Origin of the sequence: Kallipyga gabonensis (genome assembly GCF_001286805.1) — a bacterium.
Lineage (GTDB): Bacteria > Bacillota > Clostridia > Tissierellales > Peptoniphilaceae > Kallipyga > Kallipyga gabonensis.
Genome location: NZ_CXYV01000002.1, coordinates 135,834 through 160,859, shown reverse-complemented (window position 1 = coordinate 160,859; position 25,026 = coordinate 135,834). Strand labels below are relative to the sequence as shown.

Sequence of the window (25,026 nt, the reverse complement as noted above, 5' to 3'; positions counted from 1 at the left end):
TTAAGTAGCAGCCAAGGGATATTGATCTTTTGAAAAGAAAAGTTTATAAAACATTCATTTTACTCTTTTGCCTGTTCTTTCCCCAATGATCAGTATAGGCATTGAAACCATGTAACATATTTCCTCCAGAATTTCCCCCTATGATAAGGAGGATTCAAGGCCGGGCCATGCGGGCCTGTGCCCGATTCAACCATGAATAAGTCATACTTTTGTCCCCTTACCGGGGTAGAAGGGAAAAATATGGAAGATTATACAACAAATGGGGATCAGCTGAACCAGGACCATCCCCGGTCTTTCGATGAGCGAGAAGCCCGGAAGCTCATCCGGGAGGAAATGCAGAGGAACTACCGGCCCAAAAACAATTGGTTCCGGGCCCTTCTCCTGGTCTTAGTGGGTGCCCTTTTTGGCGGAGGGGTCTCCACCGCACTCCTGGGCACCGGGGCTGTCACCTTGCCCTACATGGCCATGGAGGATAGCAAAGAAACAGAACACCAGGAAGTCAAGATTGAGCTCAACCAGGATTCCACCGTGGAAAATGTGGTGGCCAAGAAGGCCACCCCCTCCATCGTGGGCATCACCACCCTGAGCCAGGGGGCCAGCCAAAACCCCTTCTTTTATGGCTATCCCAAGTACACGGAATCGGTAGGCTCAGGTGTCATCGTATCCAAGGACGGCTACATTGTGACCAATTCCCACGTGGTGGACAATGGCAATGCCGAGAAGGTCAACGTCCTTTTTTCCAATGGAGAAGAAGCTCCGGCAAAGATTCTTTGGAATGATCCCACATTGGATTTAGCCGTCATCAAGGTGGAGAAGAAAGACCTCCAGCCCATCAGCTTCGGAAAGTCGGAAGAGATCAGTGTGGGGGATAAGGCCATAGCCATTGGCAACCCCTTAGGTCTGGACCTCCAATCCACCTTGACTTCGGGCTATATTTCCGGACTCAACCGGTCCATCACCCTCCAGGGAGGGAACACCATGGACGGCCTGATCCAAACGGATGCGGCCATCAACGCCGGAAACTCCGGAGGTGCCCTCCTGAATGCCAAGGGAGAGCTCATCGGTCTCAACACCGCCAAGCCCATGGCGGCCGACGGAATCGGCTTCGCCATCCCCATCTCCACCATCCGGACCATCGTGGACAAGATCGTCAAGGAAGGGTCCTATGAGCCCCTCTACCTGGGCATCACCGGGCTCAATGTGGAGATCGCCAAACAAATGGGAGCAGGCGAACTTCCTGTGGATAAGGGCGTCCTCATCCACGAAGTCATTGCCGGATCACCGGCGGGAAAGGCCGGCCTCCGCCCCGGAGACATCATCACCTCTATCGATGATCAGCCGGTGGAGTCCATGAACTCTCTCAAAACCCTCCTGCTCAATTACGAGGTGGGTAACCAGGCCAAGCTGGAGATTTACCGGGGAAAGAATTCACAAAAACTCGACCTTCGCTTTGAATCCTTTGTTCCTTCCAAGAGCAACTGATGAGGACGGGAAAATCAAATAGACAAAGAAAAGCCGGACCCTGGCAAAGGGGTCCGGCTTTTCTTACACCACATGGTAGCTAGAGGAGTGAAAATCCATATGTATGTAGGCTTTATGGCTAGTGTTAGCCGGGCTTGGATGTTAGCATCGACTAACTAAGTAAAGTATGGCAAAGTTTCAGGCCACTGTCAAGTTTTTTTTTGAAACTTTTTGACTTTTGTGTCTTTACAACTGAGATGGTTATTCGTATAGCAAACAAATCATTTTTTTACCATCATTTGATCAAGATCATAAATGTAATCAAATTTCTTGAGACTTTCATGCGTTATTGAGTGGGCTATATATACCAATGTCAGTTTTTCATTATTCAGCAAGGTTTTCTCAATCCTCAGTGAATTATCTTTGTCCAAGGAGCTTGTTCCTTCATCAACAAACAGAATTGATTTTCCATGGATCAAGGCCCTGGCAATAACAACTCGTTGTTTTTGTCCTTCAGAAATATTATTTCCATTTTCACCGACAATGGTATCTATCCCGTCCGGCATATGCTCTATATCCTCATTTAACGAACTCTCATATAACGAACTACTGATTTTCTCCTCATCATATTTATCATAGAGTGTAATATTATTCTTGATAGAATCATTAAAAAGAAATAAATTCTGATCAATATAGCTAATATCCTTATTTAGATGCGAACTGGGAATAGTTCTCAGATCGACTCCGTCGTATAGGATTTGCCCGTCATACTTATCAAACCAGCCTAACAATATTTTCAGTAGAGTGGATTTTCCGGATCCGGATCTTCCTAATATCAAGTGTTTTTTTCCTATATAAAATACAATATTTAAATTTCTAAAAATCACTTTTTCAGAGTAAGAAAAGGTCAGATTTTTAACCTCTATTCTCTCCCTTATGGCAAAGTCCTTAATTTCTTTCTTCTGATTTATAATTACATTCTCAGCATCTTCAAAATAGCTTTTACAGCTTGCTATTGAAAGTCGACTTCTATTTACTTCATTAAATCCATTCGAAACGCTTGAAATCAGATTGCTTCCCCCGACAAGTACAGCAAGGCTTAATCTTCCTTTTAGAACAAGCCATAGTATTAATAAGTCGGATAATAGTTGCATAAGTACATTCAAAAAAGCTAAAAACAGTGAAATCTTATCCTTTGTGATATTCAATTCATAATTTATCTGCTCTGTTGATTGTCCATAACGATTCCCAAGAGAGATAAAAAGGTTTTCTTTATTAAATGATTTGAACACGCCGAAAGCCAGTAAAATCTCCTTAAATTTAGATGTTGATTTTCCTAAGACGGTTGAGAAAGCCTCTCCCAAATGTTCAAGCTTATTTTGGAAGAATTTAGGAACAAAGAACATGATTACCAATGTTATCCCTGCTAGACTGATTAGGCTCCAATCCAGATATGCTAGAGCAATGAGCGACCACATAATTTGTCCCATTCGCCCAATTCCATTAAAAAAAGGTTCCCAGGCAAAAGTTTCAATTTGTTTGATATTCGTTGTTAAGCTTGAAAGGTAATTTCCTGTGTCGGTTGAATAAAATTCATAGAATCCTTTGTTGATTAAATTTGATAACATCTTATTTCTCACATGAGAATTTAGCTTAATAATTAATTTGCCCTGTGATTTACTTAGGATAAAATTTAAATAAAAATAAGAAGCCCAACATAAAATGGAAATGCAGGTATAGATGAAAAACATTTTTCCATCTAGTTTTATGGCATACTCGAAAGTTCTGATCATGAGGAGCTGCGTTATTGTTTGCATTCCCCAAACCAATAATTGAAGAAAACTTACTAGAAAGCTTTCTTTTTTATATTCACTTAGATATTGCAATATTATTTTCATTCTTAATTAATGATTATAACTATTGTTTACAAACACAAATATAATCATTTCCTCCGTCTATCACTATTTTTTTTCGCAAGACAAATTCATACACGCCAGCAAATCATCACATTGATAACATTCATCTTGGAGCATCGAGTTACACCATATTATAATATGATGATGGGAATTGAAAGTGAGATAAAAGGTAATGATTAATAATATCTGCTAGGCAAATGCCAATACTTGTAAAATACCTATGGTAAAATGACCCATGGAGGATACCATGAAAAAAGCCATATACCGCGCTTTCCGGCCCAAGACTTTCGACCAGGTTCTGGGCCAGGACCATATCACGCGCGTCCTGAAAAACCAAATCCGGTCCGGACAGCCGGGCCATGCCTACCTTTTTGCGGGAACCCGGGGAACCGGGAAAACTTCCTGTGCAAAAATCTTTGCCCGGGCGGTCAACTGTCTCCACCCCGTGGACGGGAACCCCTGCAACGAATGCGAAAATTGCAAGGCCATCTTGGAGGAAACCACCCTGGATGTGGTAGAGATGGATGCAGCATCCAACCGCCGGATCGATGACATCCGGGAGCTCAAGGAGCATGTGGTCTACCCGCCTTCCCAGCTCAAGTACAAGGTCTACATCATCGACGAAGCCCACATGATCACCCGGGAGGCTTTCAACGCCCTCCTGAAAATCATGGAAGAGCCCCCCGACCACCTCATCTTTATCCTGGCGACCACGGACCCGGACCAGGTCCCCGACACCATCCTTTCCCGCCTCCAACGCTATGAATTCAAGCGCCTGGACATCCCCTCCATTGAGAAGAACATCCGTCACATCGCCGGGGAACTGGACCTGACGGTCGAGGATTCCGCCCTCCACGCCATGGCTATTGCTGCTGACGGGGCCATGCGGGATGCCCTCTCCCTCATGGACCAGGTCCTGGCAGGTGGGGGGAAGACCATCGATGAAGAAACCGTCCAGGCCATCCTGGGGACCGTGGGCTACCAATCCATGTCCGAGATGGTTGGGGCCATCTTCCAAAACCGTCTTTCCCAAACCCTCTCCCTCTCCCAGGACCTCCTGGACCAGGGGAAGGACCCCCATACTTTTATCAAGGAACTGGTCGAATACTTCCGCCTCCTCCTCTTGGTCAAGGGCATGGACCAAAAGGATAAGCTCCCCTTGGATCCTGCCCAAGTCCGGGAGCTCCAGGACCTGGTGGATGAGGTGGAGATGGACCGGATCATCGATTCCCTCTCCCTCCTTTTAGAGACGGAAGAAGTCATCCGCCGGTCGGACTTTTCGGAAGCCGTCTTCCAGGCCGGCCTGGTCCGCCTGGTCAACTATGTGGACCGGAAGTCCCTGGCCTCCCGCCTGGCTGCCTTGGAGGAGAAGGCGGAGACCATCCAGCGTTGGGAGATCCCCCGGGCCCTGGTCCGGGAGGAGGTGGACAAGGCTATCCGGGCCATGAATTTGACGGCTTTAGCGGCAGGGGATAAGGACGGGACATCAAGTCCCAAGGATGAGCCTTCCGGGCCACCAATCCCGGCTCCCCAGGATCTTTCTGAGCCGGAGCCGACCAGCCCGGCTCCTCAGGAAGCTCCTGAGCCTGAGCCGGAGGAAGTTCGGACACCAGCCCCTCCCTCAAATTCCAAACCGGAGGCCGACCCCTCATCGGTTGAAGGAAACCCCCTGGCCTGGCTCAGGGACCATGAGGGCGAGATCTTGGACAATTTTTCCGCCCGGAATTCTGTCCCGGCCTACCTTTTTAAGAAATACGATGACCTGGTTGCCCTGGGCAAAGACCTCTACCTGGTCTACACCCATGAAACGCTGGGGCCCATCATGAAAAAAGAGTATGAGGGTCCAGTAGCCCAGGTTTTCCGAGAAATTCTGGGTCCCGACTATACCCTCCACATCAGCCTGGAAATGATGGAGGGGGTTCAGAAGGACCGTTCCGCCCGGGAGAAAAAAGGGTCCGCACCTAGCCCCCGGCCTCTTTCCCGGCCGGAGGAAAAAAAAGAGCCGGCAGACCCGGTTGGGCCGTCGACTCCCTTGGACAAGATCAAAGCGGTCTTTCCTGAAGACCTCCTTCGTATTGAATAGGTGGGTTATTTCTTAAAGAAAAGCTTCCGCAGGGGTCCTGCGGTATAGAAAGACCCAAAAGCCACGACCGGATGTCCGGTCGCCAAGGCTCGATCCAAGCCTTCTTCCATGGTGGAGAAAGCCTGGGCCGGGCCTCCTTTTTTTTGGATTTTCCGAGCCAGGTCCTCTCCGGACAAAGCCCGGGAGGGGTGGTTGGGTGTGATACAGGTGAAGGAAGCGCCCAAGGGGAGGACCAGGTCGATAACGTGGTCCACGTCCTTATCCTTGAGCATACCCATGAGGAAGTGGACTTTGGAAAGGGAGAGGTCCCGGAGGAGGTCAACCAGGCTGGCTACCCCCTGGGGATTGTGCCCTCCGTCAAGAAGGAAGAGGGGATCCTTGCTGAGGACCTCCATCCGGCAGGCCAGGCGGGCCATGGACAGCCCCCGGCGAATGGCTTCATCCGGAATGTCATAACCCATGGTTCGGAGGGTTTCGATGCCGGTTAGGACAAGGGCGGTATTGGTCAGCTGGTGGCGGCCCAGGAGAGGGAGGGTCAGGTCTTCTAAGCTTACCGTTTGCTCATTTTCGGTAGATTTCCAGTCAAAGACCTGGCCATCCAGGTTCATCTTCTGCAAAGCGACCCTCCCGGGATCCGCCACTCGGAAGGGGACTTGGACGGATCGGGCTCGTTCAGCCACGGCAGCCAACCCCTCTTCTTCAGAAGGATAGGCCAGGGCCGCCCCGGTTCCCTTTTTTATAATACCGGCTTTTTGGCCGGCAATTTCAGCCAGATTATTGCCCAGGACCCCCAGGTGGTCCAGGCCCAACCGGGTGATGAGGGCAAGTTGAGGGGGTGGGATGATGTTGGTGGAATCCTCCAATCCCCCCATGCCCACCTCGATGACAGCTAGGTCGCAGGCTTGTTCCGCAAAGTGGAGGAGGGCCAGGGCGGTCAGGGCTTCAAAGGAGGTCGGGGGATCTTCCATTTGGTCGGCAGCGGACTGAATTTTTTCCGTCTCCCGGGACAGGTCCCTGGAGGAGATGGGCTTCCCGTCCACCTGGATTTGGTCTTCGAAAGTGGTAACGGCGGGAGACCGGAAGAGGCCGGTCCGGTAGCCGGCCTGGGAGAGGATTTGGGCGGTCATGAGGGCGACCGACCCCTTACCGTTGGTTCCGGCTACATGGATGTAGGGGGTCCGGTCCTGGGGATTGCCCAAGCGGTCCATGAGGTCGCGGATCCGTTCCAAACCGGGCCGGATCCCCCGACTTTCAGCATTTTTATAGAAATTTATTGCCTGGTCAGTCTTCATGGTCCGCCTTCTTTTCCAGGACCTCCAGGCACTTGGCCATGGTTAGCTTATTGACCGGGTGGATGAAGTTGGGAGCAAGCTCTGCCAAAGGTTCCAAAACAAAAGCCCGGTTGACCAGGTCGGGGTGGGGGACAGCCAGGCGGTCCAGGCCCAGAATTTCCCGGTCATAAAAGAGGATGTCCACGTCCAGGGTTCGGGGACCCCAATGGACCTTTCGGACCCGTCCGGCCGCCTGCTCTAAAGACTGGCAAAGGTCCAGAAGGGGGTAGGGGGCCAGGGTGGTCTCGATTTCCACCACCGCATTGAGGAAGGGGTCCTGGTCGACCAGGCCATAGGGTGGGGTCTCTATATAGGAAGAAACCTGAATTAGGGAGACCTGGTCGGCTTCCTTGAGCCCCTGGATGGCCCCGTCCAGGTAGGCCTTCCGGTCGCCCATGTTAGATCCCAGGCCCAGGAAAACCCGGTGGCGGGCCCGGTGGATGGTGACGGAGAGGTCCTCCACCGGGAGGCCGACGGGGGCCCAGGGCTTGTGGATGGTCAGGTCCAGGGCCCGGACGCCGGGATAGGCATTCAGGATATGGGAGGCCAGGCCCTCAGCACAGGTTTCGATGAGGTCGAAGCGGTTTTCCCGCATGAACTGGTCTACGCTTAGGCAGACTTCCCCGTAGTTGGTGGTAGATCCGATGGCATCGTCCGTTCCGGCCGGACGGAGGTCCTGGAAGAGGTCCAGGGTCACCTGGAATTTCTGACCCAAGCGGGCTTCTTCATCATAGTAGCCATGGTGGGCGAAGACCGTGAGTTTTTCAATGTGGATCCTGTCCATTACCATTCCGCTTTCTCCCAAAAGGGGTCATTTTTATCCGGCCCGTTATAGGCACAAAGGGCCATGGCCATGTCCATAGCCCGCTTGTTCTCACGGACATCGTGGACGCGGAAGATGGAGGCACCTTCCAGGACCCCAATGACCGTGGTAGCGGCGGTGACCTCCACTCTTTGGTCGACGGGGAGTCCGGTGGCCCGGCCCAGTTCTCCCTTCCGGGAGGTGCCCAAAAGGAGGGGGTAGCCCAGCCCCTTAAGGTAGCCGAAGTGGCGGACCAGGGCCAGGTTCTGGTCGTAGGTTTTCTTGAAGCCGATCCCGGGGTCCAGGATGATCTTCTCCTTGGCGATGCCGGCCTTTTCGGCCAGGACCAGGGTTTCTTCCAGGTCCTTCCAGACCTTTTTGTAGTAGTCCCGGTAGGTCATGTCCTCGGAGATTTCCGGCTGGTTGTGCATGAGGCAGCAGGGGAGACCAGACTCAGCGATGACCGAGGCCAGTTCATCGTCATACTTGAGCCCCCATACGTCGTTGACCAGGTCAACCCCTTCCTTGACGGCTTCCCGGACCACGGGTCCTTTGTAGCTATCCAGGGAGATGGGAACATCGAAATTCTTTCGGATGGCCCGGATGACGGGGAGGACCCGATCGATCTCCTCCTGGTCGGAAATCTGGACGTGGCCGGGCCGGGTGGATTCCCCGCCCAGGTCCAGGATGTCCATCCCCTGGTCAATCATGTCTTCGATGTGAGCCATGGCCCGGTCCAAATCGTTCCACCTGCCCCCGTCGGAAAAAGAGTCGGGGGTGACGTTCAAGATGCCCATGATATAGGCTTTGTTTTCTAAATCAAATTCCCTATTTCCAATCTTCATCAAAGTCTCCTTTGTTTATATTTCTGCTCCCATGATTTCCAAGGGGCTAAAAATCAATGGTGGTGTTTTTCTTGTCCTCCGGCCACTTGCAGCTTTCTGCAGCAGGACAGGCAAAGCAGGCCCGGGATTTCTTATCCGCCTCGAAGAGGAGGCTGGCCAGGGGGCCTTCATCCTCCGGCCCCGGGCCATGGCCCCGGTGGCCCAGGATGGCCCTTTCCATGATCCGAATTTCCTCAGGTGTGTAGCCTGCTTGAGGAAGGATGGTCCGGGCGAGTTGGACAGATGCCCGGTCGTGGGAAACCCCCTGGTCGTATTCTCTTGCCCGGCCCAGGTCATGGAGGAGGGCCGTCCCGTAGACCAGGTCCTTGGCTAGACCTAGACCCTGCTCCAGGTTGAGGATCCAGGCGATCCGGGCCACATCCAGGAGGTGGGTCAAATTATGGCCACAGTAGATCCGGTCGTGCTCGGACTCCTCGATAGCAGCAAGCTCTCGAAGGAAGAGGGGGTGGTCCAGGATCCGGTGGACCCGGTCCATGGATCGATCAGGCCCTACCATGTTACCGGCCATGGATCATGGCCAGAACCCGGTCCACCAGAGGGCTACCCTCTTCGATGGCCCCCAGGCAGACATAGGTTTCGGTCACCGCTCCGGGCTTGGCTACGCCCCGCATAGTCATGCACATATGCTCAGCCTCCAAGACGACCAGGACTCCTTTTGCCTGAAGCCGGTCCATGATGGCTTCGGCAATTTCCTGGGTCAGCTTCTCCTGGATCTGGGGTCGGCGAGCATAGGCTTCCACGGTACGGGCCAGCTTAGATAGGCCGGCCACCTTCCCCTGGGGGAGGTAGGCAATGTGAGCCTTTCCATAGAAGGGAAGGAGGTGGTGTTCACACATGGAAAAGAAGGGAATGTCCTTTTCCACGACCAGACCTTCCGATTGGCTTTCAAATTGTACGGATAAAGCCTGGCGAACGGCTTCATCGCTTCCTCCAAAGATTTCCAGGCAGGCCCTTGCTACCCGGTCCGGCGTTCCCTGGAGACCCTCTCGGTCGGGGTCCTCTCCAATGCCTTCCAGGAAGAGACGGACAGCCGATTGAATTTTTTCTTGGTTCATCGTTTGTGCTCCTTTTTTTGCCAGCATGCGGCGAATTTTGGAGACCATCCCTAGTCTTCCGCAGGCAAGAACAATCAAAAAAAACGGGACCCGAGTCCCGCTTCCTCCAGCAACGGGATAATGGAAGGATACCGCAGGCTCAAAGCCCATTCGTTTCCCGAAACAAATCCCGATTCCGAGAACACTACGCATCCTGCCATTTTGCAAGATATTTACGTTTATTATACCCTTCCCGGGGGAAAGCACAAAAGAATTGAATAAAGAAAAGAACCGATCTATTGCTGAGGAATTGGGTCCGGTTGGTATTTTCAACGTATTTTCATATATAATGGGAAAGAAAATGTCGACTTTCAGACGGCCCCGGCGGGGGTCGGGAAGAGGACCTTGTCATTTCGGGCAAGGGACTGCTAATAAATGGAATAGAAGGAGATAGGAATGGCGAGAAGACGTGGAAATTTCGGTAGCCCCAACATGGGCAACGTGATGAAGAAGATGCAGCAGATCCAGAAGCAGATGGAAGAGACCCAGGAGAAGGTCAATGAGACGGTCATTGAGGCTTCTGCAGGCGGTGGCGTGGTGACCTGCTCCATGAACGGGAAGCGGGAGCTTCTTTCCCTCACCATTGACCCGGAAATTTTGGATCCCGAAGATGTAGACATGGTCCAGGACATGGTTCTGGTGGCGGTCAATGACTGCCTCAAGCAGGTGGAAGACCTTAACGAATCCGAAATGGGCCGGATCACCGGTGGCCTCAATATTCCGGGTCTATAATGGAAGTCTTTCCTGAATCCCTGGACCGGCTCATGGAGGAGTTCCGCAAGCTTCCCACCATTGGCAAGAAAACCGCCCAGCGTCTGGCCCTCCACCTGGTCAACCAGGATCCCCAGGTTCTGGAGGCCTTCGCCCGGGCCATCCTTGATGTCAAGGACAAGGTCCACCCCTGCAAAATTTGCGGAAATATTACCGAAGGGGAGATCTGCCCCATCTGTTCTTCCCCTAAGCGTCGGAGGGATCTGATCTGCGTGGTGGAGGATGTTCAAAACCTCATGGCCATCGAGCGGGGCGGAAACTACTTTGGTCTCTACCACGTCCTCCGTGCTCTTCTTTCTCCCATGGACGATCTAGGCCCGGGTCAGATCGGGGTCGAAGATCTCCTGGAAAGAATCCGCCAAGCCAAGGAAGATGGTCAGCCCATCAAGGAAGTGATCCTGGCCATTTCTCCCACCGTTGAAGGGGAGACCACCATGCTCTTCCTGGCCGACCTCCTCAAGCAGGAGGACATCCGGGTTACCCGGATCGCCTCTGGCATCCCGGTTGGCGGATCCCTGGAATACTACGATGAGCTCACCCTTTCCAAAGCCATGGAGGACCGGCGGGAGCTGGACTAGGGCTGTCGAAGGGCTGCCGGCAGCAGTTTCGGCGGCTGCCCGGCCCGGGCCGACCCAGGTGGCGGCTTGGAAGCTGGTCCGGTATGGCTCGGACAGATTTGGCGGTCGCCCCTTTTGTATAAAAAAAGACCGGAAGGACTTCCTTCCGGCCTGGTGAGTGGACCACACTGGAGTCGAACCAGCGACCTCCACGATGTCAACGTGGCGCTCTAACCAACTGAGCTAATGGTCCACAGAGATGAACTTCCAATAGTATACTAAACGGAAAAGGGATTTGCAAGTTTTTTGATGAGGAGGCGGTCTGTGGTGGTCAGTTGGATCTCAGACCCTGGTGCCATGAGCCCTGCGGCCCCCTAGTTCCCCGAAAATCCCAAACTAGGGGGAGTTAGTATTTCCCCTAGTCGTCCAAAAACCCTAAACTAGGGGGAGTCAGTATTCCCCCTAGTTGTCCAAAAACCCCAAACTAGGGGGAGTCAGTATTCCCCCTAGTCGTCCAAAAACCCCAAATTAGGGGGAGTCAGTATTCCCCCTAGTCATCCAAAAACCCCAAACTAGGGGAGTCAGCATTCCCCCTAGTCGTCCAAAAAATCCAAACTAGGGGGAGTTAGTATTCCGCCTAGTCGTCCAAAAACCCCAAACTAGGGGGAGTCGGCATTCCCCCTAGTTGCCCAAAAATCCCAAACTAGGGGGGCTGGCCACCACCAGTGGGCTACCACCAGTAGGACCGCCATCAGTGGGCCTCCGCCACCCCACAACACAAGTAACTCCAAAGGAGGATCGTTTGAATAAAAAAAGAAGATTTGCCCTTCTGATAGCGGGGCTCATGGCTCTGTCCGCTTGTCGGGGAAATGTGCCTGCCTTGCCCTCGTCGTCGGGGGAGGCACCGGCTCAGGCTGCCACCCAAGAATCCCGTGGATCTCAGGAAACTTCTTCAATCCGAGAGATCACGCCGGAGGAGATGGCGGCCAAGCCCCTCAGCCAGGGGGAATATGTCGAGGATGCGGAGGGAAAGAAGATTTACCAGGGTCAGGGAACCTTCTTCGATACTTTCGATACGGTGGTGACCCTGACTTATTTTGCACCGGATGAGGAGACCTTTCAGAAATATCTTACCTACACCCATGATGAATTTCTCCGCCTCCATAAGCTCTATGACAACTACCACGAATATGAGGGGCTGACTTCGGTCATGACGGTCAACCGCCTGGCCGGGAAGGGCCCGGTGGAGGTGGATCCCGATCTTTTTGATGTTTTGGCGTTTTCTTTGGATCACTATGAGGCTAGCCTGGGCAAGGTCAACATCGCTCTGGGTCCGGTCCTCTCCCTCTGGCATGAGGCCCGGGAGGCAGCCGGGGTCCATGAAGGAACAGGTTCTGCGAGCGGGGGTCAGGATCAGTCCGAGACCATTGAGAGCCATGGATCAGCTTCCGACAAAGAAGCCCGGCTTCCCGATCTGGCAGCCCTGGAGGAGGCCCACCGCCATACCGACCCGTCGAAACTTCGTCTGGATAAAAAAGCCCGGACCGTGGCCTTCGATGATCCCAAGATGGCCCTGGATTTAGGGGCCGTCGCTAAAGGCTATGCCACAGAAAAGGTGGCTAAGGGACTGGAAGCCATGGGGTTGAAGAATGGACTTCTCTCCGCCGGCGGAAATGTCCGCCTTTTCGGCAATCACCCTCAGGGAAGGCCGTGGAAAGTGGGCGTGGAAGATCCCAAGACGAACGATCGAGACCAGGCCCTGGCAGCGATGAAGATGGAGGCGGGCAGTTCCATGGTCACCTCCGGAGACTACCAGCGGTTTTTTATCGTGGATGGGAAACGCTATAACCATATCATCGACCCCAAGACCCTTTATCCGGGCACCCTCTACCCCTCTGTTTCCGTGGTGACCGGGGATAGTGGCTTGGCTGATTTTCTTTCCACGACTTTCTTCCTTTGCAACCGGGAAGAGGCGACTCAGGTTTTAGAGAATTATAAAAAAGAAGGAATCGACCTGGGTGTCATCTGGGTGGACTTCAACAACCGAGTAACTTCAACCGACAACCTGTCCGGTGCCTTGGAGGTCCGCAACTAGAATAGGTCTTCATCCGAATGCCCGGAGCCTGGTGACATTGCAACCGGCCCATTAGGGTAATCCCGAACTAACCATTCCGATCCCCCTGCCTGAAAAGGCAGGGGGATTTTTTCTTTTATAGGCAAAGGATTTTCCGCATTTCTTTACAGGGATTTAACAGAAAAGGTCACTTTGATTTAATGGGGAACCTCTATGCTAAACGTGTTATGAGCGAAAGATTGAAGTTAACATCTCAAAGATTGAGAGCAAACATTGCACATCAAGAAAGGAAATCATCCATGAAGAATGTAAAGAAAGTTCTAAGTCTCCTCCTTGCCCTCGCCATGGTCGTTACCCTGGCCGCCTGCGGCAACAAAGATGACGGGTCCAAAGAATCCTCTTCCCAAGCTCCGACAAGTTCGATGGAAAGCTCTGCTGCTGAATCTTCCTCCGAAACACCGAAAGAAGGTACGGCTTTAGAAGGAACCATCAACGTTGTCTCTCGTGAAGAAGGATCCGGTACTCGCGGTGCTTTCGTTGAAATCACCGGCGTAAAGACCGACAAAGGCGACATGACCAAACCCGATGCCGCCATCCAAAATGGAACCGACCAGGTCATCACCTACGTTGCTTCTGATGCAAAGTCTGTAGGTTACATCTCCCTGGGCTCTTTGAATGACACCGTTAAGGCTTTGAAGATCAATGATGTTGAAGCGACCGAAGAGAATGTCATCAACGACTCTTATGCTCTCAAGCGTCCCTTCAACATTGCCTACAAGGCTGAAGAAAAGGACAACGAAGTTGTTGCCGACTTCATGAAGTACATCATGTCCAAAGAGGGACAGGCTCTTGCCGGAGAATCCGGTGTAATTGCCGCTGATTCTTCAGCCGCTGCCTATGAAAAGGCCAAAGATCTCAAGGGTGAAATCCGGATCCAGGGCTCAACCTCTGTGACTCCTTACATGGAAAAGCTCATGGAAGCCTATAAGAAGGTTCAACCCGGTGTCACCTTCGACTTTACTTCTAACGGTTCCGGTGCCGGAATCCAGGCCGTCATCGACGGAAATGCCAATATCGGCATGGCCTCTCGTGAGATCAAGGACGAAGAAACCAAAGCCGGCGTTGAAGCCACCGTCATTGCCATCGATGGTATCGCCGTTATTGTCGCTCCTGACAATGCTTGCGAGAATTTGACCCTTGACCAGGTTCGCCAGATCTACACCGGCGAAATCACGGATTGGGCAAAATTAGGAAAATAAGACGCGATCTGAAAGGGAAGCTTGGGGTTGACCCGTAAGTTCGGGCCCTGAGCTTCTCTTTTTTTCGTATGAAATACAGACCGAAAGGAGGATTCATGACCAGCGAAAATGTCACCACAAAAGATAAAGTCATGAATGTGGTCTTTATTGCGGCCACGGCCGTATCAATCATTGCGGTTGGCCTGATTTGTTTCTTTGTTTTCTCCACAGCCATTCCGACGATCGCTAAAATCGGGATGTCGGACTTCGTCCTGGGTGACCTTTGGAAGCCGTCGGATGGCATTTTTGGAATTCTGCCCATGATCGCCGGATCGATCTATGTCACAATTGGGGCGACAATTCTGGGCGTTCCCATTGGAATTCTCGCCGCCATTTTTATGGTGTTTTACTGCCCCAAGGGGATCAAGCATTACTTCCAAGCAGGGATTAACCTCCTGGCCGGCATTCCTTCTGTTGTTTACGGTCTTTGGGCTTTAGAGGAAGTGGTTCCGCTCATCCGCAAGCTGGCGGGGGGCTACGGCCTCTCGATTGGTGCGGCCATGATTCTTTTGGGCATCATGATCCTTCCTACCGTCATTTCGTTATCTCAGTCGGCAATAGCTGCCGTACCTCATCATTTCTATGAAGGAGCCATCGGACTTGGGGCAACGAAGGAAAGAGCCATCTTTACGGTTGTCCTTCCTGCCGCCTCCTCCGGTGTCCTCTCCTCGGTCATTATGGGCATCGGTCGGGCCATCGGTGAAACCATGGCGGTGACGATGGTCATCGGCAATGCACCCATGTTTCCCAAGAATCTGTGGGGAATGGGCCGAACACTAACCACCAACATTACTACCGAGATGGCCTATGCCGGGGGGCTCCACCGTGAAGCTTTGATTGCTACCGGTGCCGTCCTTTTCGTCTTTATCCTTCTCATCAACCTTGCTTTCAACCTCACCAAAAGAAATGGGAAGGGAAAGGAGGATAAATAATGGAAGATCAGAAAGAACAAAAGACAAACTCTTTCGTCAATGCCGGCCAGAAGAAGGGGGGCCCTGCCTGGAATAAGATCGGGGCCAACATTACCAAGTTCCTGATTGGACTGGGCATCTTTATTTCCATCGGCATGCTTCTTTTAGTGATTATTCAAGTTTTGGTCAAAGGCATCCCCCACTTAAGGGGAGAGCTTTTCTCCTTAAACTGGACGACAGAAAACCAGTCCATGATGCCTTCCATTTGGAACACCCTTCTCCTGATTTTCATGACCTTAATCCTGACCATCCCTGTCGGTGTAGCAACGGCGATTTATACCGTGGAATACGCGAAACCGGGTTCCAAATTTGTCGCCATCTCCCGATTAATGACAGAGACCCTCCAGGGTATTCCCTCCATTATTTTCGGTCTCTTCGGTATGATTTTCTTCGTCAACTCTATCGGTTGGGGCAATGCCATTATCTCCGGATCCCTCACCATGTGGTTTATGACCCTTCCTCTGGTCATCCGGTCTACCGAAGAAGCCCTCATGGCCGTTCCCATGAGCCTGCGTGAGGCTTCTTACGGCCTTGGTGCAACCAAGCTGCGGACGACTTTTCAGGTTGTTCTTCCGGCAGCCGCCATGGGGATTTTCTCCGGGGTTATTTTGACCATCGGACGTATTGTCGGAGAAACAGCAGCCCTGATCTATACTGCCGGGTCCATGTCCCAGTACGCCAGTCCCATGATGAATGGACGAACCCTGGCCATCCATATGTACCTCCTCCAAACCGAGGGGATTCATAAAGACCAGGCCTATGCCACCGCCGTGATTCTTTTACTTGTGGTCCTGGCCATCAATGGTCTATCCACCTTTATTCAGAATTTTTACAGCAAGAAGGAGACGGGTAATGACGATTAAACTGAAACTAGAAGACTTCCATTGCTGGTACGGTGATTTTGAAGCCATCAAGGGAGTTTCCATGGACATTGAAGAGAAGGAAATCACCGCCTTCATCGGCCCTTCAGGCTGCGGGAAGTCCACCGTCCTCAAGTCCATCAACCGGATGAACGACCTGGTCCGGGGCTTCCGGATCGGAGGGACCATGACCCTGGACGGCAAGGACATCTACAAGGATGTGGATGTCTATGACCTCCGCCGGCGGGTGGGTATGGTTTTCCAGCAACCCAACCCTTTCCCCAAAACGATCTTCGATAACGTCGCCTATGGCCCTCGCACTCATGGAGTCCGGGATAAGGAAAAGCTGGAGGAAATTGTAGAAACTTCCCTGAAACAGGCAGCCATCTGGGATGAAGTCAAGGATAAACTCAATAAATCCGCAACGGCCCTGTCCGGAGGCCAGCAACAGCGTGTGTGTATCGCCCGCTGCCTGGCGGTTCAACCGGAGGTTATCCTCCTTGATGAGCCGACTTCCGCCTTGGATCCGATTTCTACGACCAAGATTGAGGACCTCCTCTTTGATCTCAAAAAACAATTTACCATTGTGATTGTCACCCACAATATGCAGCAAGCTGCACGGGTATCGGATAAGACCGCCTTCTTCTACCTGGGGGACCTCGTTGAGTGTCGGCCTACAGTAGACCTCTTCGAAAATCCTGAGCATGAACAGACAGAACGCTATGTTACCGGCCGGTTTGGTTGATATAAGGAGGCTATGATGAGAAACGAGTTTGAGCGACAGTTGAACCAACTCAACCAGGATTTGATGAACATGTCCAAGCTTTGTACAGAGGCTGTGGAGAAAGCCATTCATGCCCTGACGGATAGAGATTCCCAACCGGCAAAGCAAGTCATTGACAACGAAAAGCTCATCAATGACTATGAATCCAAGATCAACCAGGAGGCCATCCGTCTGGTCATGTGTCAGCAGCCGGTTGCCTCTGACCTCCGCTTCCTCTCCGCCGCCATCTATATGAATACGGATTTGGAACGAATCGGCGATCAGGCGGAAGACATTTCCCACCTGGTTCTCCAAATGCTGGACCAGGGCTATGAACAGCGGGAGCTGGGAACCTTAAATGAAATGGCCAAACAAGCCGTTATCATGATTGAGGATTCCGTAGCCGCCTTCATCAAGGGGGATTCGGCTTTAGCGAAAAAGACCTGCGAATCCGATGACATCATGGATGATCTCTTTATCCGGGTCCGAAAAGAAGTGATCGAAGAAATCAAGGAAGGATCCCTGGAAGCAGAGATTTTGACCGACATCATGATGGTGGCTAAGTATATGGAACGAATTGGAGACCATGCTACCAATATTGCGGAATCCATATACTTTTCTTTAACAGGAGAGAAAATTCACGCTGATTAGAGCCGGCTTCCTCTCCGATCCATCACACCTCCAAAATCAATCGATCGGAGGGGATAGTTTTTCCTGGAAACAGGACAGGCCTATCGGGTCTGTCCTGTTTTTCATAGGGAGAAGCTTCTTATGCGATCTTCCCGGACATCTGGATTTTTTATCAAAAAAGTATTCTCCGCCGGATAGGACGGAGGGAATGGGTATAATAAAATAAAGAAATGCTTTCAAACAGACCGGATCTTTGGTCGACTTGCTGATGGGAGGAGTTCCCGACAATGCCAATCATTTATCTTGTTGAGGATGACCAGAATATTCGTGATTTGATTTGTTATGCTTTGCGGGCCGATGGATTTCAGGCTAATGGATTTGAAGATGCGGAATCCCTATATCAGGCCATGGCCCAAAAACTTCCCGATCTTTTTATCCTGGATATTATGTTGGAGGAGGAATCGGGCTACGATATTCTTCAAAAGCTGAAAACCCATGCTTCCACCCGGAGACTTCCCGTCATGATGCTGACAGCAAAGACGGCGGAGTATGATAAGGTGAAGGGGCTGGATATGGGGGCGGATGACTATGTGACCAAGCCCTTCGGTGTTATGGAATTGCTTAGCCGGATCAAGGCTATACTCCGCCGCTACGGAGTTAGCGAGAAACACCAGGTCCTCCAATTGGGATCCTTGTGCCTGGATCCTGATAAGCGTACCGTTGAAGTTGACGGAAAAGCGGTTGAGTTGACCTTCAAGGAGTTCGAACTCCTTTATTACTTAATGGATAACCTGGAACTGGTTCTTTCCCGGGACCAGATCATGGAAGAAGTTTGGGGTTACGAGTATGCGGGGGAGACCAGGACGGTAGATGTCCACATCCGTTCCCTTCGCCATAAGTTAGGCGATGGAGCCCGTTATATTCACACTGTCCGCAATGTCGGTTATAAGATGGAAGCAGAATTATGAAAAAGAGACTTCGTATTCGGTTTTTGCTGGCCTCCCTGGCCCTGATTTTGATTTCTTTGCCCTTTGTATTTAATGCAGCCCTTCAGTCAGCCGCAACGCTGGAAAATGATATGGCAAAGTCTATTGCCAGCAGTTTTGAAGGAATGCCGAAGGATGCCTTAAATCAAGTGATTTCCCGATCGAAAGAGAAGGAAGAAGGTTCTCGGGTTGACATCCAACTCATTAACGAAGAAAGCCGGACGCAAAACCCCAGCTTTCATGACCACCAGGGCAATCGTTATGAAGTGAAATCTCATCCGATCAGTTACCGGGAGATTTTCTTTTCACTGGGGAAGTCCATCCTCGCCTTCCTTCTTTTTATGGCCCTTTTCTCTGTCCTCCTTGCACGTCGTCTTTATCGGGCTGCACTTCGCCCCTTCCGGTCCATGGCTTCCTACCTGGCCTCGCTGACTCGGGGAGACTATTCGGTGGAAGCTCCGCCGATTGAGGAGGAGGAGGCTCTGGCTGATCTTTTGGGAACACCTGAAGACCGTAGGGTATTTGCTGACCAGCTTCGGGAAATTCGTGAAAACGAAAATATGCGTCGGCAGTTTACAGCCAACATTTCCCATGAACTCAAGAGCCCTCTGACCTCTATCATCGGTTATGCCGAAATGATGGAGTCGGGAAAGGTTGATAAAGAGGATAGCCTGCGTTTCGCTTCGATCATCCGCAAGGAGGGTGACCGCCTCCTCACCATTATCGATCAGGTTATCCAGCTTTCTAAGTTTGATACGGGCATGGCCTATATGAACCATCTGGAAGAATTTAACCTGACGGAAATCATCGGTTATGAGTTGGCCAATCGAACCGATTATGCCTTGGAACATGGCGTTGACCTCAGTGCCCGAGTGCTTTCCATCGAGAATCCAGAGGATTCCCCGGTCGAGAATCTTGAAGAGCCTCCGGCAGTAGATGGCTTTAGGGATTCCCTTTGGACCAGCCTGGAGCCGGGAGCTGACCAACCGGCCATTTATATGACGGGGAACCGGAGGATGATCGAAGAAATTGTGGATAACCTCATTTCCAACGCCATTAAATATGCCGGAAAGGATCATGCCCAGGCGGAGGTGAAGCTTTCCGAGGACGAGAATTGGATCCACTTGACGGTGAAAGACAATGGGATCGGGATTTCCGAGGAGGATCAGGGGCACATTTTTGAGCGATTCTTTGTGGTCAATGCCGCTCGAACCAAGACCGACAAGGATGGAACGGGATTGGGTCTTTCCTTGGTCAAGCATTCCGTCGCCATTCACAAGGGCTGGATTAAATTGGAATCCACCCTGGGCAAGGGGTCTAGGTTTACCATTGGCCTGCCTAAGGATCCCAAAAACGGACGGACTAACTACACCAGGGATGAATTCTTTATAGAAACCGGAGCAAGGAATAAGAAAGGAGAAAACAATGAGAATGCGGGCACTTGAAACCATTCAAAAAGAGCGAATGATTATGGCGGTGAAGTCCGATAAGGAGCTGGACATCGCCCTTCGGTCAAAGCCCACGATCATCTTTCTTCTTTATGGGGACATCATGACCCTTCCTCAGGTTGTTCAACGCATCCAAGGTCGACGGAAGATGGCCATCGTCCACCTTGACCTCATCATGGGCCTGTCCAGTCATGAGATGACTGTGGACTACCTCCAACGGGTTATCCAGGCTGACGGGATTATCACCACCCACCCCAACCTGGCCGCTAAAGCCCATGAAAACCACTTTTTCTCCATTCTTCGCTATTTCCTCCTGGACTCCCTTTCCTTGAAGAATCTCCAGAGCCAGGTGGATAAGCACCGCCCCACGGTTCTCGAGGTCCTGCCCGGTATCATTCCCACGGTTATCCCTGAGATACAGGAAAAAGTGGATATTCCCATTATTGCCGGCGGCTTTATTCGAACCCAGGAACAAGGCTTGGCCGTTCTTGAGCATGGAGGGTTAGCCCTATCCTCTTCTTCTTCAGATCTTTGGGCCCAGGCTGACCGTTTCGTTCTTCCCCATGATCCTGCGAGCAAATAAGTCCCGGAGGGTATACATACATAGGAATCGCCGGTAGAAAAGAAAGTGAAAAAAGGAAAACCGAAAGAAAGACCCTTTTTTAGGGCCTTTTTCTTCATAAGGAGGAAGTATGGAAAAAGTTTATGACAATATTATCCTGGGAGCAGGACCGGCCGGACTTTCAGCGGCCATATACAGTGGACGGGCGAGGGTAGATACCCTGCTGATCCAGGAGGCCCAAGTCGGGGGCCAGGTCGCCGACACCAACGACATCCAAAACTATCCCGGACAGATGGTGGAAGGGGAGTCGGGCCCCGACCTGGTTGATCGGATGAGCCGGCAGGTGGACCGCTTTGGTGCCGACCGGGTGACCGATACGATTCAGTCCGTCGATTTGCAAGGGGAGATCAAAGTTCTTCATGGCCTTGAAGGGGATTACCGGGGAAAGAATGTCATCCTGGCAACCGGTTCCCACCCCCGGAGAATCGGCTGCAAAAATGAGGACAAGTTCATCGGCAAGGGTATTTCTTTTTGTGCCACCTGTGATGCCAACTTCTTTGAGGACTATGAGATCTATGTCGTGGGCGGAGGGGATGCTGCCGTTGAAGAGGCCATCTACCTGACTAAGTTCGCTAAAAAGGTGACCATCATCCACCGGCGAGACAAGCTCCGTGCAACGGAATCCATTCAAGAACGGGCCTTTTCCAACGACAAGCTGGATTTCATCTGGGATAGCGTCGTAGAAGAGGTGGAAGGGGATCCTATCTTGAATAAAATGGTTGTCCGAAATGTAAAAACGGATGAAAAAAAGGTCATTGAGGCCGATCCTGATGACGGACTCTTCGGACTTTTTGTTTTTATCGGCCACCTTCCCAACACGGACCTTTTCAAGGATCAGGTGAACCTGAGCGAGCAGGGGTATGTGGTTACGGATGAGAATATGCAGACCAATGTTCCCGGGGTCTATGCGGCCGGGGATGTTCGGGAAAAAGCCTTCCGTCAGGTGGTCACCGCCTGTGCGGATGGGGCCATCGCCGCCCTTATGGTCGAGAAATCCTTAACGGAATATTAAAAGGAATGGTCGTGAACCTTTGCATCAGGCCATTTGATCGGGGTCCGGGTAAAACCGGACTCTTTTTTTAGGAAAACATTTGACAAGCGTTTTTTCTACGAGTATACTAAACGTATAGTAACTACTATTTGAGAAGAGTGAGCGGTAGTGCTTGATAGGTTTTCGCTTGCTCGAATAGATTGTCATTGGGCAGGCTTGGCCGGCCCATTTTTTTATGAAGGCAAATGAGGACCGGCTTGGGCTTTCGGTTTTTTGCCAAAAATTCGCCGATCGCTGAAAACGTATCCAACCCGGACAAAAACCATGGAGGTATCAAATGAAAAAAGAAATCTATGACGTCATCCTCATTGGCGCCGGTGTCACGGGATCTTCCATTGCCTACCAACTCTCTAAGAAGAAAGGAAACTTTCTGGTCCTAGAGGAAAAGGGTGATGTATGCGAAGGGGCATCCAAAGCCAATTCCGGCATTGCTCATGGGGGCTATGATGCGGAACCCGGCTCGATGAAGGCAAAAATGAACATGGAAGGAATTGCCATGATGGAGGAGATGGCCAAGACCCTGGCCTTTCCCTACCACAAAATCGGAACCTTTGTCCTTTGCCACAGTGAAGAAGATCGGCCGGCACTTGAGGCACTCTATCAACGAGGCTTGGAGAACAAGACTCCGGGCATGCGAATTGTTGAGCGGGAGGAGCTCCTGGAGATGGAGCCAAATATTACCGATGAGATTGTAGCCGGTCTCTATTGCTCGGAGGCCGGAGTCATCGATCCCTTTGCGACCACCATCGCCTTTGCTGAACAGGCTAATGTGAATGGAGTTGACTTTAAGTTCTACCAAAGGGTCATCGGCATCGAAGAGGGCGAGGACGGAACTTGGTTGGTCCGGACCCAAAATGAAGTCTATGAGACCAGGGCAGTGGTCAATGCAGCCGGTCTCTATTCCGACCGGATCCACAATATGGCGTCCAAGGAAGATGACTATCAAATCCTTCCACGAAAGGGCGAATATATGCTCCTGGACCGGGATGCGGATGGGATCGTCAACCACGTCATCTTCAACCTGCCTACGGATAAGGGGAAAGGAATTCTCGTTTCGCCAACAATTGATGGCAATGTTTTGTTAGGACCAACATCTGAATTCGTTCCTTCAAAAGACCAGACTCAGACCACGCAGGAGCGTTTGGATTATGTGAAGGAGTCAGCGGAACACATGATCAAGGGCGTTCCTTATTCCCTGGTCATTACGTCATTTACGGGTGTTCGAGCCCATGAAAAAGGCGGGGATTTCATTCTTGAGGAGTTCAAGCCGGGCTTCTTCGACTGCGTGGGCGTGGAATCTCCGGGATTAACCTCATCTCCTGCCATAGGCGTGTATATGGCAAACTTAGTCCAGGAACGGCTACAGCTGCCGGAAAATGAAGACTTTATCGCAGAGCGAAAGGGTTTCACCAAAACCCGGGAAATGTCCCTCGAAGAACGCCAGGAATTGATCAAAAAAGATCCGGCTTATGGACGGATTATTTGTCGATGTGAATCCGTATCGGAAGGTGAAATCCTGGAAGCAATCCGTCATCCTCTGGGAGCCAAGTCCCTGGATGGGATTAAGCGTCGGGTACGGGCAACGGCAGGTCGCTGCCAGGCCGGTTTCTGCACCCCTCGCCTCATCGAGCTTCTTGCCCAGGAGTGGGGTGTCGGTTGGGATGAAATCAACAAAAAAGACCTGGATGCTTATCTATTAACCGGGCATGTGAAGTAAGGAGGACGACATGAAAGACTATGATTTAGTCGTGATCGGCGGAGGGCCGGCGGGACTGGCCGCAGCCTGCCAAGCCTATGATAGTGGAGTGACGTCCATCTTAATTGTAGAAAGAGACCAGGTTTTGGGCGGCATCCTTAACCAGTGCATACATAACGGTTTCGGCCTTCATATGTTCAAAGAGGAGCTGACCGGACCGGAATATGCCGAGCGTTATATTGAAATGGTCCGGGAAAGAGGGATTGACTATCTTTTGGATACCATGGTCATCGACCTGTCCATGGATAAGACTGTCACTCTCATGAGCCGGAAGGATGGCCTGACCCAGATCCATCCCAAGGCGGTCATCCTGGCCATGGGCTGCCGGGAACGTCCTCGGGGTGCCCTTAACACACCGGGTTCCCGTCCTTCCGGAGTGTTCACTGCCGGAACAGCCCAGCGTCTGATGAACATCGACAACTATATGCCCGGCCACAGGGTAGTCATCCTGGGTTCCGGTGATATTGGGCTCATCATGGCCCGCCGGATGATCCTGGAAGGGGCTGAAGTCGTCTGTGTTGCTGAGGTTATGCCTTTCTCCGGCGGACTTAAGCGAAACATTGTCCAGTGTTTGGATGACTACGATATTCCCCTCTATTTCAACACCACTATTACCAAGATCGTGGGCCAGGAACGGGTAACCGGGGTCTGGCTGGCAGAGGTGGATGACCATATGAAGGCGATTGAAGGAACCGAACGCTTCATTGAATGTGATACCGTCCTTCTCTCCGTTGGTCTGATTCCTGAAAATGAGCTGACCTGGAAGGCGGGGATCCGTCGTGATCCTCTGACCAAGGGTGCAGCGGTTAACGACCGGTGGATGTCTTCTGTTCCGGGTATTTTTGCTTGTGGCAACGTCCTCCATGTTCATGACCTGGTGGATAACGTTTCAGAAGAAGCCATGATCGCGGGTCGCAATGCGGCTTTATATATCAAAGATGAATTTACGGATCCGTCTGATGAGCCGGTTCCCGTAACCCCCGGTGATGGCGTGACTTATACTTTGCCCCAGCACATTAACCTATCGACCATGGCCGATGAGGTCAAGCTTTCTTTCCGGGTGCGGAAGACTTCCCACCTCTCTTCGGTTGTGGTGACTATGGATGGGGAAGAGGTCTCTCGCCAGAAGAAGCATGCCCTGGCTCCCGGACAGATGGAGCAGGTCACCATAAAGAAAGAGGACGCCTTCCGGATCAAGCCCTCTCAGATTAAGATTAGAGTGGAGGATTGACATGACTATTCATGAATTAACCTGCATCTCTTGCCCTCTCGGTTGCCAGATGAAAGTGGAAGTCGATGACCAGGGTCAAGTGGTCTCGGTTACGGGCAACACCTGTAAAAGAGGGGAAATTTATGCGAAAAAAGAAGTGACCAACCCCCAGCGTATGGTCTGCTCCACCGTCCACCTCATGGGAGGGACCATGCCCCTTGTCGCTGTAAAAACAAAAGAGCCTGTGAGCAAGGCGAAAATATTTGATGTCATGGACGAGGTTCGGCACCTCACGGTCGATGCCCCTGTCCATGTGGGAGATATCATCAAAGAGGACATTGGAGGGACCGGTGTAGCCCTGGTGGCTACTCAAGAGCGGCCAGCACGCCGGTGAAGAAGGAATGAGAACATCCAAGTGTTGAAAGCCGGTCTTTCAA

General features: G+C 51.6%; 23 protein-coding genes, 1 tRNA gene and 1 riboswitch. Of the genes, 17 read left to right on the top strand and 7 right to left on the bottom strand.

Annotation, left to right across the window (positions count from 1 at the left end; translation table 11 throughout):
• The first annotated feature begins 240 nt into the window (after positions 1 to 240).
• A complete protein-coding gene (locus BN2373_RS02155; protein WP_074017997.1) occupies positions 241 to 1,482 on the top strand; it encodes a S1C family serine protease in 1,242 nt (413 codons plus the stop codon).
• Positions 1,483 to 1,742: 260 nt separating this feature from the next.
• Here BN2373_RS02155 and BN2373_RS02150 read toward each other — a convergent pair whose 3' ends face one another.
• Positions 1,743 to 3,212, bottom strand: coding sequence for an ATP-binding cassette domain-containing protein (locus BN2373_RS02150; protein ID WP_162200043.1), 1,470 nt, complete (start codon positions 3,210 to 3,212; stop codon positions 1,743 to 1,745).
• A gap of 412 nt (positions 3,213 to 3,624) precedes the next feature.
• Between BN2373_RS02150 and dnaX the strand changes: the two genes are divergently transcribed.
• Positions 3,625 to 5,460, top strand: a complete 1,836-nt coding sequence (gene dnaX / locus BN2373_RS02145; RefSeq protein WP_053942544.1) for a DNA polymerase III subunit gamma/tau — start codon at positions 3,625 to 3,627, stop codon at positions 5,458 to 5,460.
• A 5-nt stretch (positions 5,461 to 5,465) separates the two neighbouring features.
• On the opposite strand, the gene BN2373_RS02140 is transcribed toward dnaX, so the two are convergent.
• Genes BN2373_RS02140 through folE form a run of 5 tightly spaced genes read right to left on the bottom strand, consistent with a single transcriptional unit; the run spans position 5,466 to position 9,553 of the window.
• On the bottom strand, positions 5,466 to 6,752 hold the full coding sequence (locus tag BN2373_RS02140; RefSeq protein ID WP_053942543.1) for a bifunctional folylpolyglutamate synthase/dihydrofolate synthase: 1,287 nt from the start codon (positions 6,750 to 6,752) through the stop codon (positions 5,466 to 5,468).
• Entirely contained in the window at positions 6,742 to 7,581 is an 840-nt protein-coding gene (gene folK / locus BN2373_RS02135) for a 2-amino-4-hydroxy-6-hydroxymethyldihydropteridine diphosphokinase (RefSeq protein ID WP_053942542.1), read from the bottom strand. The genes BN2373_RS02140 and folK overlap by 11 nt, the downstream gene beginning before the upstream one ends.
• On the bottom strand, positions 7,575 to 8,438 hold the full coding sequence (folP, locus tag BN2373_RS02130; RefSeq protein WP_053942541.1) for a dihydropteroate synthase: 864 nt from the start codon (positions 8,436 to 8,438) through the stop codon (positions 7,575 to 7,577). The genes folK and folP overlap by 7 nt, the downstream gene beginning before the upstream one ends.
• A gap of 46 nt (positions 8,439 to 8,484) precedes the next feature.
• Positions 8,485 to 8,994, bottom strand: coding sequence for an HD domain-containing protein (locus BN2373_RS02125; protein ID WP_238379612.1), 510 nt, complete (start codon positions 8,992 to 8,994; stop codon positions 8,485 to 8,487).
• Position 8,995: 1 nt separating this feature from the next.
• Positions 8,996 to 9,553: a GTP cyclohydrolase I FolE gene (gene folE, locus BN2373_RS02120; RefSeq protein ID WP_053943469.1), complete on the bottom strand. Its 558-nt coding sequence runs from the start codon at positions 9,551 to 9,553 to the stop codon at positions 8,996 to 8,998.
• A gap of 108 nt (positions 9,554 to 9,661) precedes the next feature.
• Positions 9,662 to 9,759, bottom strand: a riboswitch (THF riboswitch).
• 229 nt (positions 9,760 to 9,988) lie between these two features.
• On the opposite strand from folE, the gene BN2373_RS02115 reads away from it, so the two are divergent.
• A complete protein-coding gene (locus tag BN2373_RS02115) occupies positions 9,989 to 10,324 on the top strand; it encodes a YbaB/EbfC family nucleoid-associated protein (RefSeq protein WP_053942539.1) in 336 nt (111 codons plus the stop codon).
• On the top strand, positions 10,324 to 10,941 hold the full coding sequence (recR, locus tag BN2373_RS02110) for a recombination mediator RecR (RefSeq protein ID WP_053942538.1): 618 nt from the start codon (positions 10,324 to 10,326) through the stop codon (positions 10,939 to 10,941). The genes BN2373_RS02115 and recR overlap by 1 nt, the downstream gene beginning before the upstream one ends.
• A 158-nt stretch (positions 10,942 to 11,099) precedes the next feature.
• Here recR and BN2373_RS02105 read toward each other — a convergent pair.
• Positions 11,100 to 11,173 (bottom strand) — tRNA-Val (locus BN2373_RS02105).
• A 549-nt stretch (positions 11,174 to 11,722) separates the two neighbouring features.
• Between BN2373_RS02105 and BN2373_RS02100 the strand changes: the two genes are divergently transcribed.
• From BN2373_RS02100 to BN2373_RS02040, 13 genes are all read left to right on the top strand, one after another.
• The gene (locus BN2373_RS02100) at positions 11,723 to 13,015 is read left to right on the top strand and encodes an FAD:protein FMN transferase (protein WP_053942537.1); all 1,293 of its coding nucleotides are present in this window, start codon (positions 11,723 to 11,725) and stop codon (positions 13,013 to 13,015) included.
• A 278-nt stretch (positions 13,016 to 13,293) separates the two neighbouring features.
• Complete coding sequence (locus tag BN2373_RS02095) at positions 13,294 to 14,253, top strand: substrate-binding domain-containing protein (protein WP_053942536.1); 960 nt, start codon at positions 13,294 to 13,296, stop codon at positions 14,251 to 14,253.
• A 95-nt stretch (positions 14,254 to 14,348) separates the two neighbouring features.
• Complete coding sequence (gene pstC, locus BN2373_RS02090; RefSeq protein WP_053942535.1) at positions 14,349 to 15,224, top strand: phosphate ABC transporter permease subunit PstC; 876 nt, start codon at positions 14,349 to 14,351, stop codon at positions 15,222 to 15,224.
• On the top strand, positions 15,224 to 16,126 hold the full coding sequence (pstA, locus tag BN2373_RS02085; RefSeq protein ID WP_082337969.1) for a phosphate ABC transporter permease PstA: 903 nt from the start codon (positions 15,224 to 15,226) through the stop codon (positions 16,124 to 16,126). Before pstC ends, pstA begins: the two co-directional genes overlap by 1 nt.
• Positions 16,116 to 16,868, top strand: coding sequence for a phosphate ABC transporter ATP-binding protein PstB (pstB, locus tag BN2373_RS02080; RefSeq protein ID WP_053942534.1), 753 nt, complete (start codon positions 16,116 to 16,118; stop codon positions 16,866 to 16,868). Before pstA ends, pstB begins: the two co-directional genes overlap by 11 nt.
• 15 nt (positions 16,869 to 16,883) lie before the next feature.
• Positions 16,884 to 17,537 carry a phosphate signaling complex protein PhoU gene (gene phoU / locus BN2373_RS02075; RefSeq protein WP_053942533.1) on the top strand — a complete coding sequence of 218 codons (654 nt, stop codon included), beginning with the start codon at positions 16,884 to 16,886 and terminating at the stop codon, positions 17,535 to 17,537.
• A 266-nt stretch (positions 17,538 to 17,803) separates the two neighbouring features.
• Positions 17,804 to 18,484: a response regulator transcription factor gene (locus BN2373_RS02070; protein WP_053942532.1), complete on the top strand. Its 681-nt coding sequence runs from the start codon at positions 17,804 to 17,806 to the stop codon at positions 18,482 to 18,484.
• Positions 18,481 to 19,947: a sensor histidine kinase gene (locus BN2373_RS02065; RefSeq protein ID WP_053942531.1), complete on the top strand. Its 1,467-nt coding sequence runs from the start codon at positions 18,481 to 18,483 to the stop codon at positions 19,945 to 19,947. The genes BN2373_RS02070 and BN2373_RS02065 overlap by 4 nt, the downstream gene beginning before the upstream one ends.
• On the top strand, positions 19,928 to 20,533 hold the full coding sequence (locus BN2373_RS02060) for a glycerol-3-phosphate responsive antiterminator (RefSeq protein ID WP_053942530.1): 606 nt from the start codon (positions 19,928 to 19,930) through the stop codon (positions 20,531 to 20,533). The genes BN2373_RS02065 and BN2373_RS02060 overlap by 20 nt, the downstream gene beginning before the upstream one ends.
• A gap of 109 nt (positions 20,534 to 20,642) precedes the next feature.
• Entirely contained in the window at positions 20,643 to 21,584 is a 942-nt protein-coding gene (gene trxB / locus BN2373_RS02055) for a thioredoxin-disulfide reductase (RefSeq protein ID WP_053942529.1), read from the top strand.
• A 328-nt stretch (positions 21,585 to 21,912) separates the two neighbouring features.
• Positions 21,913 to 23,340 carry an NAD(P)/FAD-dependent oxidoreductase gene (locus tag BN2373_RS02050; RefSeq protein WP_053943467.1) on the top strand — a complete coding sequence of 476 codons (1,428 nt, stop codon included), beginning with the start codon at positions 21,913 to 21,915 and terminating at the stop codon, positions 23,338 to 23,340.
• Between the two features lie 10 nt (positions 23,341 to 23,350).
• Positions 23,351 to 24,610, top strand: coding sequence for an NAD(P)/FAD-dependent oxidoreductase (locus BN2373_RS02045; RefSeq protein WP_053942528.1), 1,260 nt, complete (start codon positions 23,351 to 23,353; stop codon positions 24,608 to 24,610).
• A gap of 1 nt (position 24,611) precedes the next feature.
• Positions 24,612 to 24,983 (top strand): DUF1667 domain-containing protein, encoded by a 372-nt coding sequence (locus tag BN2373_RS02040; RefSeq protein WP_053942527.1) that lies wholly within the window; start codon positions 24,612 to 24,614, stop codon positions 24,981 to 24,983.
• Positions 24,984 to 25,026 lie beyond the last annotated feature (43 nt).